This window comes from Sphaerisporangium sp. NPDC004334 (assembly GCF_053602655.1).
In genome coordinates this window covers 20,910-30,527 of the sequence record NZ_JBSGDZ010000024.1, presented here as the reverse complement: position 1 = coordinate 30,527, position 9,618 = coordinate 20,910, and the positions used below count along the sequence as shown (strand labels likewise).

Genomic DNA, 9,618 nt, shown 5'->3' with positions numbered 1-9,618 from the left:
CGTCTCGGGACGACGGTGTGGCGGGCGACGGTTCAGGGGGTGGTCGTGGCGGTTTCGGTGATTACGGTGTGGTGGGTGACGGTGGGGTCGAAGGCGGTGAGGACCTTCTGTGCCTCGGGTTCGACGACGGCGGCGTCCACGTCGGGCGCGGCGAAGTCGCGCACCGCGTCCATGGACGCCCACAAGGTGATCACCTCGATCTCGACCTGACCGTCTCTGTCGCGGTTGAGCAGGTAGGCGCCCCGGTGACCCTCGATGCCGCGCAGCTCGGGGAGGACGGCCTGGGTGAAGTGCCGCCGGTAGGCCTCGGCGCCCTCGGTGGTGGCGGTCGCACGCCAGATTCTCGCGATCATCACGCTCTCCTCCGGTTCGGACGGGTTTCGCCGGTGGTTGGGCAGTGTCGGGCAAACCCTAGATCATCTCGGGGAGATCCAGGATCTTCTCCTCCGCCTCGCCGATTAGCGGAGAGGCGCACGGGATAGGAGTGAGTCAGGCGTCGCGCTACGTCACAGATGAAACCACGACTTTCAGCGCATGCCGGGGGGAGACACTCATGCGCTATGCCCGATCCGCAGTGAGCAGGTCGGCGGTCGGCGTCTACCTGGCGCTCGCCGCCCAGATCGCCACCCTGACCTGCCTGGTCGTCTTCGAGGAAGCACGCGGCAAGCAGCTCGCGCGGCAGGTCGCGCGGCTGGGCAGCGACCCGCACGCCCCCGGGGCGGAGGCCGTCGTCGGCGCCGTCACCTGGTTCGCCATCCTCATCCTGCTGGTGGCCGCCGCGACGGTCGCCGCCGGCTGCTCCTACTTCGCCTGGCTCCGCCACGCCGGGGCGACCCCCCGCATGATCGCCATCGCCTGGTTCGTACCGGTGCTCAACCTCGCCGCGCCCGCGCTGCTCGTGCACGCTCTGCGGGAGGACGCCGGGCTGCGGGAGGGCCGCCGCCGGTCATGGGTGGTGCTGCTCGCCGCGTGGTGGGGGTGCTGGCTGGCCATGGTGTTCCTCATCCTGATGCGGCTGCCGTTCACCCACTCGCCGCAGGGCAGGGACCTGACCGGCCTCGGCGCGGCCGAGCTGGTGGTGGCGGTGGTCGCCGCGCTGCTGTGCGCGGCGACCGTCAGGGAGATCACCCAGGCCAGGGTCAGCGCCCGTCCTTCGTCGATCGCGCATTCTCTGAAGCTGCTGCCCGCGCTGCGGTCGCTTCCCCGGCACACCTATCCGGCGGGGGACTGAACCCGAGCGGCCCGGAGCTTCCCGGGCTGGCGTGCCACAGCTTGCGGGGCGGCCCGGTCACCCCGGGCGCGGCGCCGAGGTCGGCGTAGGGGGACAGCCGGTAGCCGTTGCCGTACTCGATGCGGCGCCCGCCGACGCCCGCCCGCTCCTCCCGCTCCTCCCGCAAAGCGCGCGACCCCGCCCCGGCCGCCTGCGGGGTGAGGCCCAGGGCGGCCCGCACCGCGTCGAGCCCCTTCTCCCGCCACAGCCGGTCGAGCTCGGCCAGGTCCCAGCAGTCGACGGCGCGCAGCGACACCGCCCGCGCGCCGACCCGGCGCACGACCCCTCTGGCGACCAGCATCCAGGACCCGAACACCGTGGCGGCGCAGCGCGCCTGGACCGACTCGAAGAAGGTGAGGTCGACGGGGCCGGTCGAGTCGTCCAGCGTGGCGAAGATGACGCGCTGCCCGGAACGGATCGCCGGGGTCTGCGTGGCGACCTTCACCCCGGCGACCAGGATCTCGGCGCCGTTGCGCAGCCTGAGCAGCTCGCTGGACCTGACCACGCCGATCGCGTCGAGCAGTTCGTCGTAGAAGCCGATCACGTGCCGGCTGACGTCCAGGCCGAGGATGTCCAGCTCGGCCTCCACGGCCTCGGCCTCGGTCATCTCCGGCAGCTCGCCGGGCGCGATGTGCTCGGTGAACGCCATGGGGATCTGCACGGCGGACGGCGGCCCGCCCGCCCCCGAGCCGACCGATCCGGGATCTGAGCCAGGGCCAGGAGGGGAGGCGGGGGCGGCGGGACGGGGGCGACCGCCCGGGCGGGCCTTGCGCCGCGCGGTCACGCCGGTCGCGGACGCGCGGTCCAGGACGCCGATCTGGGCGATCAGGTCGCGCCTGGTCAGCTCCCCGGGACGCCAGCGCGGGCCGCCGGGGTGCAGCCCGTGCAGCGCGTCGAGGCCGCCGACCTGCACGATGCGCTCGGCGACCGGCCGGGACGGGCGGGCGCGCTCCCAGAAGTCGGCCAGCGAGGTGTAGGGCCGCCCGGTGACCATGCGGTCGACCTCCGCCTCGCTGATCCCCTTGACCGCCGAGAACGGCACCCGCAGGCCGTACCCCGCCGGGAACGCCCCGGAATCGCCGTTGACGATCGTGCCGCCGGTGTCCCTCGCAGCTCCATCGTTCCCCGCGTCACCGGGACCCGTCGCGCCGCCGGGAACGGCCGTGGCGTCGAGGGCGGCCGTGGCGCCGGGGGGATTCTGGAGGCGTTCGACGAGCCAGTGGCGGCCGGAGTGGTTGACGTCCAGGGGGAGGACGGCCACGCCGCACTTGCGGGCCTCGTCCAGGATCACCCTCCCGGGGTACATGCCGGGGTCGTGCGTCAGCACCCCGGCGAGGAACGCCGCCGCGTGGTGCCGTTTCAGCCAGGCCGACTGGTAGGTGGGCAGGGCGAACGCCGCCGCGTGCGCCTTGCAGAACCCGAACGAGCCGAACGCGTCGAGCACCTGCCAGGCGCGGTCGGTGGTCTCGCGGTCGAACTCGGGCAGCACCTCGGCCTCCCACCACGCGCGCACCCGTTCGCGGCCCTCGGGGGTGCCGAGGGCGCGGCGGACCTTCTCGGCCTCCGACAGGCCGCAGCCGGTCATGACGTCGACGACCCTCAGGACCTGCTCGTGGAAGACGACGACGCCGTTGGTCTCCTGCAGCGCCGGCCGGAGCAGGGGATGGGGGTAGGACGGCTCGCGCCAGCCGTGCCGGGATTCCAGGTACGGGGTGACCATGTCGGAGTTGACCGGGCCGGGCCGGAACAGGGAGATGTCGACGATCAGGTCGTGCATGGTGCGCGGTTCGAGCTTGGTCACCAGCTCGCGCTGGCCGGGCGACTCGATCTGGAAGCAGCCGATGGTGCGGCCGGTGCAGATCATGTCGTAGGTGGCGCGGTCGTCCTGGGGGACGTCGCGGTCGAGGTCGATGTCCTGGCCCTCCACCCGCCTGATCTCGCCGAGCGCGTACGCCATCGCCGACTGCATGCGCACGCCGAGCACGTCGAGTTTGAGCAGCCCGGCCTCCTCGACGTCCTCCTTGTCGAACTGGCTCATCGGGAAGTCGAGCAGGCTGCGCTCGACGGGGGTGCGGTCGCGCAGCCCGGAGTTGCCGACCAGCACGCCGCAGGGGTGCAGGGCGATGTGGCGGGGCAGGCCGTCGAGCCGCTCGGCGAGCTGGAACATGGCCGACAGGGCGCGGTCGTCCAGGCCGCTGCCGCGCAGCTCGGGCAGGTCGGACAGGGCGGCGCGGATCTGCCGGGCCCGGACGTGCGGGAACGCCTTGGCGATGAGGTCGGTCTCGTGCGGCGGCAGCCCCATGGCGGCGCCGACGTCGCGGATGGCGCTGCGCGCGCGGTAGGTCTCCATCATCGAGACGCAGGCGACCCTGTTCTCGCCGTAGCGGTCGAGGATGGCCTGGTAGCAGTCGAGCCGCCGCGCCGACTCCACGTCGATGTCGATGTCGGGCAGCCCTTTGCGCCCCTCGGACAGGAAGCGCTCCATGAGCAGGCCGTGGTCGAGCGGGTTAACCTCGCCGATGCGGATGAGGTAGTTGACCAAACTGCCCGCGCCGGACCCGCGGATGGCGCAGCGCACCCCCATCGCGCGGATCAGGTCGGTGATGCCGGAGACGACGATGAAGTACCCCGAGAGCTGCTTGCGCTCGATGATCCGCAGTTCCTCGGCCAGCCGTTCGCGCGCCTGCCTGGATCGTTCCATGCCGCGCGCGTACAGCCCGTCCTCGCACCGGCGGCGCAGCAGGGGGACCGGGTCCTCCTCGACCTCCGGAAGGTGCACGCGTTCGGGGTCGTTGCGCAGCGCGAGGATGTCCAGCGGGTCCAGGACGCACCGTTCGGCGACCTGCCGCGTGGCGGCGAGCAGGCGGCGGGCGTGGTCGTGGTCGCCATCGCAGACCCGCGCGGCGACCTGCGCCATCTCTTTGCCGCTTTTGAGGTAGGCGTGCGAGGCGGAGTGCTCCAGGTGCCGCGTGTGCAGCGGCACGAGTTTGCGCGCGGCGTCGAGCACGTCGCCGACCCGGTAGTCCCCCGCGTCGAGGTGGCGCACGGCGTTGGTCAGGACGGCCGGCACGCCCAGCGAGCGGGCGAGGGCGAGCATGCGCCGGGCGGTGCCCGCCTCGTGCTGACCGTACTGGTCGACGACCTCGACGACCAGGTCGGGGACGGCCGCCCGCCAGGCGGCGAGCAGGGCGCGCGCCCGCTGGTCGTGGCGCGCGGCGACGGCCCGCCCGACGTCGGACCTCGGGCCGAGCATGACCAGCAGCCCGGCCGCGTGCCGGGCGACCAGTTCGCGGGTCACCCGTGGCTCGCCCCGCCGCCCGGCGTGGTGGGCGTCGGTGGTGAGCCGGCACAGGTGCGCCCACCCGCCCGTGCGCGCGAGGACGGTGACGCGCTCGTCGCCGCCGTCCTCCGCCGAGCCGCGCAGCGCCAGGTCGACGCCCACGACCGGGTGGAGGCCGGCGTCGAAGCACGCCTGGACGTGCTTGACCGCGCCGTACATGCCGTCGCGGTCGGTCAGCGCGAGGATGTCCATCTCGTGCTCGGCCGCCCGCGCGACCAGCTCGCCGGGGAACGCCGTGCCGTATCGCAGGGAGTAGGCGGAGGCGACGTGGAGGTGGGGGAACATCAGTCCCACGCCCTGAGCATCAGCCAGCCGTCGCCGGCGGTGTCGAACCGCAGCTCGTAGGTGCCGGTCGCGGCGCCGGGGCTCGCCTCCACCCGCCAGAACCGGCGCTCGCCCGGGTCGTTCTCGGAGATCTTCCACCACTCGCGGGAGGTCACCCAGTGGTCGAGGACCCGGTGGACCACGTAGAGACGGTCGCGCCAGACGAAACGGGCGGGCTCGCCGTCTCGCGTCCACACCTCGATGGGGTCCCCGTAGATTCTGCTCAAGGCGCTCCTTCTCCCTGGGCCGCGGTGGAACTTCGTGAGCACCCGGGGGAAGGCGGGTCGTGCTACATCGAACATATGTTCTCAGAGCCCAGAGGGCAAATCACCCCACCCTTCGCGTGTCGCCCCGGCCGTCGCGCCAGTGAACGATCACGTCACCGTGTGTTCACACAACGACACCCGAACGCAGCGGAGTAGATACGTTTTGTTGTCCGGCCCCGCCTATGGTCATCCCCACAACCTCGAAAGTGGGATACAAGCGTGCAAACACCTCGAAAGCGGCTCGTCGGGCTGGCAGCCGCACTGACCGTCGCCGCATCCCTGGGCGCCGCCGCCTGCGGTGCGGCCCCGACGGCCGGCTCCGGCGGCGGCGCCTCCATCGGTGGCGCCGTCACGACGGCGACCTCCGCCGCCGACCTCGGCGGCCTGGACAAGCTCGTCGAGGCCGCGAAGAAGGACGGCCAGCTCAACGTCATCGCCCTTCCGCCGAACTGGGCCAACTACGGCGAGATCATCAAGGCCTTCTCCGACAAGTACGGCATCAAGGTCAACAGCGAGAACCCCGACGGCTCCAGCGCCGACGAGATCAACGCCGTCAAGACCCGCAAGGGCCAGGACCGCGCCCCCGACGTGCTCGACCTCGGCCAGGCGTTCGCCCTCAGCGGCGCCCAGGAGGGCCTGTTCGCCCCCTACAAGGTGCAGACCTGGGACAAGATCCCCGAGGGCCAGAAAGACGCGAACGGCACCTGGTACAACGACTACGGCGGCTACGTCTCCATCGGCTGCGACGCCAAGCGCGTGAAGACCTGCCCCGCCACCTTCGCCGACCTGCTCAAGCCCGAGTACAAGGGCCAGGTCGCGCTGAACGGCAACCCGACCAAGGCCGGGTCCGCCTTCGCCGGCGTCTACGCCGCCGCCCTCGCCAACGGCGGGACCTTCGACGACATCCAGCCGGGCCTCGAGTTCTTCAAGAAGCTGAAGGCCGCCGGCAACTTCAACCCCGTCGAGTCCACCCCGGCGACCGTGCAGAGCGGCGAGACCCCGATCAGCATCGACTGGGACTACCTCAACGCCGGGTACACCGACGAGTTCGTGAGCAAGGGCGTCGACTGGAAGGTCACGGTCCCCTCGGACGGCAAGTACGCCCAGTACTACGCCCAGGCGATCAACAAGGACGCCCCGCACCCGGCCGCCGCGCGGCTGTGGCAGGAGTACCTCTACAGCCCCGAGGGCCAGAACCTCTACCTGAAGGGGTACGCCCGCGCCGTGCTGCTGCCCGCCATGCAGACCGACGGCACCGCCGACGCGACGCTGGTCGGCAAGCTGCCCAAGGTCGAGGGCACCCCGCAGTTCCCCACCGACGCGCAGGTCACCAAGGCCAAGGAGACCCTCGCCTCGGGCTGGGGCGACGCGGTCTCCGGATGACCCCTACATCGACGATGCGATCGGCTCTCCCCCATGGCTGAAACGCACTCGGCGGCTCCCGCCGGCCTTCCCCTGAACACCAAGGTGCGGGAAGGCGGGAGCCGTCCCCGCTCCAAGGGCTGGACCGGCGCCCTGCCGCTGCTGGTGTTCGTCGGCCTGGCCTTCGGCATCCCGACCGTGGCGCTGCTCGGCGGGGCGTTCACGGCGGACGGCGCGCCCAGCACCGCCAACCTCACCGCCTCCCTCAAGGGCGCCTACCTCACGGCGCTGCTCGGCAGCGTCAAGCTGTCCGCGGTCGTCGCCGTCGCCGGGGCCGTCGTCGGCACCTTCCTCGCCCAGGCGGTCGTCACCTCCCGGTTCCGCGCCCTGCGCGAGGCCGTGCTGACCGCCTCCGGCGTGCTGGCGAACTTCGGCGGCGTCCCGCTGGCCTTCGCCTGGACGGCCACGCTCGGCAACTCCGGCGTGCTCACCCGGCAGCTGAACCTGGGCGACCACGGCTGGAACCTCTACAGCTTCTGGGGCCTCGCCCTGGTCTACCTGTACTTCTCGGTCCCGCTGATGGTGCTGGTCGTCGTGCCGGCCCTGGACGGCCTGCGGCCGCAGTGGCGGGAGGCGGCGCAGAACAACGGCGCGAGCGCGTGGCAGTTCTGGCGCTACGTCGGCATCCCGGTGCTCACCCCGAGCCTGCTCGGCGGCGTGGTCCTGTTGTTCGGCGGCGCCTTCGCGGCGTACGCGACCGCGGCGGCCATGGTCGGCACCGTGGTCCCGCTGGTGACTTTGCAGATCGCCGACGCGCTCACCGGCAACGTGCTGATCGGCCACGAGAACGTGGCGCTGGCCCTCAGCCTCGACATGATCGTGGTGGCCGGCCTGGTCATGGCCGTCTACCTCCCCCTCCAGCGCAGGAGCGCCCGATGGCTCCGCTGACCCCCCGCCCGCACGCGGCCCCCGACCACCGGAGCCCGCGATGGCCGCGCTGACCCCCACGGTGCTGCCCGACGCCGGCACGCCGACCGCGCGCCCCGGCCGCCCGCGCCGCGTGCGCGTGTGGCGCGGCGTGGTGCTGCTGGTGGCCGCGCTGTACTTCCTGACGCCGCTGCTCACCTCGTTCGTGTTCACCGTGAACGACCCGGCGCGCGGCTTCACCCTCGACGCCTACCTGGAGATCTTCTCGGCCGAGGGCTTCGTCCAGAGCCTGCTGCTGTCTCTCGGGCTGGCGGTCGCCACGATCGTCGTCGTGCTGGCCCTCACGCTGCCGGCGATGCTGGCCGTGCGGCTCAGCGCGCCCCGGCTGCGGCCGGTCATGGAAGTGGTGTGCACGCTGCCGCTGGTGGTGCCGCCGATCACCTTCGTGGCCGGCATCAGCACGGTGCTGCGCTGGGGGCCCGACTACCTGGCGACCACCCCCTTCTACCAGACGATCATCGCCGTCCAGAACCCCGCCTTCCCGGCGGTGCTGGTCATCGCCTACGTCGTGCTGGCGCTGCCGTTCGTCTACCGGGCGCTGGACGCCGGGCTCGGCGCGATGGACGTCCGCACGCTGGTGGAGGCCGCGCGGAACTGCGGGGCCTCCTGGCCGCACGTGATGCTCCGCGTGATCATCCCCAACCTGCGGACCGGCCTGGCGAGCGCGTCGTTCCTCACCCTGGCCCTGGTGCTCGGGGAGTACACCGTGGCCCGGCTGCTCGGCTACCAGCCGTTCCCGGTGTGGATCGTCACGATCTCCGGCTCCAACGCCGCCATGTCGGTCGCCGTATCGATCTTCAGCCTGCTGTTCGCCTGGCTGTTGCTGCTCATCCTTTCCACCGCCGGCAATAGGCAAAGGAGTGGTTCGTGAACGGGGCTCGGGTGGAGTTCCGGGGGCTTCGCCGCGCGTTCGGCGCGACCGTCGCCCTCGACGGCCTCGATCTGACCGTCGAACCGGGCGAGCTGATCGCCCTGCTCGGCCCGTCGGGCTGCGGCAAGACGACGGCGCTGCGCTGCGTCGCCGGGTTCGAGAGCCCCGACGCCGGGGCCGTGCTCGTCGACGGCGAGGACATCACGAACGTCCCGGCCAACCGTCGCGACGCCGGGATGGTCTTCCAGTCCTACAGCCTGTTCCCCAACCTGAACGCCTTCGACAACGTGGCGTTCGGGCTGCGGGTGCGCAAGGTGCCCGCCGCCAAGCGGCGCGCCCGCGCGGCCGAGCTGCTGGAACTGGTCGGCCTGCCCTCGCACGGCGACCGCTACCCGCACCAGCTCTCCGGCGGCCAGCAGCAGAGGGTGGCGCTGGCGCGCGCGCTCGCCCTGGAACCGCGGGTGCTGCTGCTGGACGAGCCGCTGTCGGCGCTCGACGCCAAGGTCCGGGTCACGCTGCGCGAGGAGATCCGGCGGCTGCAGCTCTCGCTGGGCATCACGACGATCTTCGTGACGCACGACCAGGAGGAGGCCCTGTCGGTCGCCGACCAGGTCGCGGTGCTCAAGAGCGGGCGCCTGGAACAGGCCGGGCCGCCCGCCGAGATCTACAACCGCCCCGCGACGCCGTTCGTGGCCGAGTTCGTCGGGACGATGAACCACCTTCCCGGCCTGCTGGACGGCCAGGAGGTGCAGGTCGCCGGGCAGCGGCTGCCCGTCCACGGCGCGACGCCCGGCACCCCGGAGGTGGACGTGCTCGTCCGCCCCGAGACCGTGCTGGTCACCGCGGCGCACGACGGCGAGGCGCTGGTGGTGACCAGCTCGTTCCGCGGGTCGTCGGTGCGGCTGCTGCTGCGCCTGGCCGACGGCACCGAGCTGCTGGCCGACCTGCCCGCGCACGACGCCGCGCGGCTGTCCCCCGGCGTCCAGGCCGCCGTCCGGCTCGTCGAGCGCCCCGTCCTGGTGGCCGCCCGCACCCCGGCGGCGACCCCGGCCACCCCGGCCACCGCGGTGGCCGCCGCCGAGTAGGCCGCTTGACGGCCCGGTGGCGGTTCGCAGGACGACCGCCGCCGGGCCGTTATGCGAGGGAGGCCGCCGGGGGGCGCACTCTCGGTAGGCTTGCCGTCCCGAAAAGGTACATA

General features: G+C 72.3%; 8 protein-coding genes. 5 read left to right on the top strand and 3 right to left on the bottom strand.

Going from position 1 to position 9,618, the window contains the following annotated elements; all coding sequences use genetic code 11:
• Positions 1-32: 32 nt before the first annotated feature.
• Entirely contained in the window at positions 33-353 is a 321-nt protein-coding gene (locus ACWEN6_RS28800) for an antibiotic biosynthesis monooxygenase family protein (protein WP_452574549.1), read from the bottom strand.
• A gap of 200 nt (positions 354-553) precedes the next feature.
• On the opposite strand from ACWEN6_RS28800, the gene ACWEN6_RS28795 reads away from it, so the two are divergent.
• Positions 554-1,231 (top strand): DUF4328 domain-containing protein, encoded by a 678-nt coding sequence (locus tag ACWEN6_RS28795; protein WP_354850454.1) that lies wholly within the window; start codon positions 554-556, stop codon positions 1,229-1,231.
• Here ACWEN6_RS28795 and ACWEN6_RS28790 read toward each other — a convergent pair.
• Positions 1,140-4,895: a DNA polymerase III subunit alpha gene (locus ACWEN6_RS28790; protein ID WP_452574718.1), complete on the bottom strand. Its 3,756-nt coding sequence runs from the start codon at positions 4,893-4,895 to the stop codon at positions 1,140-1,142. The genes ACWEN6_RS28795 and ACWEN6_RS28790 overlap by 92 nt on opposite strands.
• Positions 4,895-5,161, bottom strand: coding sequence for a DUF6504 family protein (locus tag ACWEN6_RS28785; RefSeq protein ID WP_354850451.1), 267 nt, complete (start codon positions 5,159-5,161; stop codon positions 4,895-4,897). The genes ACWEN6_RS28790 and ACWEN6_RS28785 overlap by 1 nt, the downstream gene beginning before the upstream one ends.
• A 258-nt stretch (positions 5,162-5,419) precedes the next feature.
• On the opposite strand from ACWEN6_RS28785, the gene ACWEN6_RS28780 reads away from it, so the two are divergent.
• From ACWEN6_RS28780 to ACWEN6_RS28765, 4 genes are read left to right on the top strand one after another with little or no spacing between them, the layout of a single operon-like run.
• Positions 5,420-6,583, top strand: coding sequence for an ABC transporter substrate-binding protein (locus ACWEN6_RS28780; protein ID WP_452574547.1), 1,164 nt, complete (start codon positions 5,420-5,422; stop codon positions 6,581-6,583).
• A 33-nt stretch (positions 6,584-6,616) separates the two neighbouring features.
• A complete protein-coding gene (locus ACWEN6_RS28775) occupies positions 6,617-7,510 on the top strand; it encodes an ABC transporter permease (protein WP_354850446.1) in 894 nt (297 codons plus the stop codon).
• A 40-nt stretch (positions 7,511-7,550) separates the two neighbouring features.
• Entirely contained in the window at positions 7,551-8,420 is an 870-nt protein-coding gene (locus tag ACWEN6_RS28770) for an ABC transporter permease (protein ID WP_452574545.1), read from the top strand.
• Positions 8,417-9,505, top strand: a complete 1,089-nt coding sequence (locus tag ACWEN6_RS28765) for an ABC transporter ATP-binding protein (protein WP_354850440.1) — start codon at positions 8,417-8,419, stop codon at positions 9,503-9,505. The genes ACWEN6_RS28770 and ACWEN6_RS28765 overlap by 4 nt, the downstream gene beginning before the upstream one ends.
• The last annotated feature ends 113 nt before the right edge of the window (positions 9,506-9,618 follow it).

Coding starts and splice junctions, on each gene's coding strand:
- ACWEN6_RS28800 (WP_452574549.1), bottom strand. CDS start 353: ATGATCGCGAGAATCTGGCGTGCGACCGCCACCACCGAGGGCGCCGAG.
- ACWEN6_RS28795 (WP_354850454.1), top strand. CDS start 554: ATGCGCTATGCCCGATCCGCAGTGAGCAGGTCGGCGGTCGGCGTCTAC.
- ACWEN6_RS28790 (WP_452574718.1), bottom strand. CDS start 4,895: ATGTTCCCCCACCTCCACGTCGCCTCCGCCTACTCCCTGCGATACGGC.
- ACWEN6_RS28775 (WP_354850446.1), top strand. CDS start 6,617: ATGGCTGAAACGCACTCGGCGGCTCCCGCCGGCCTTCCCCTGAACACC.
- ACWEN6_RS28770 (WP_452574545.1), top strand. CDS start 7,551: ATGGCCGCGCTGACCCCCACGGTGCTGCCCGACGCCGGCACGCCGACC.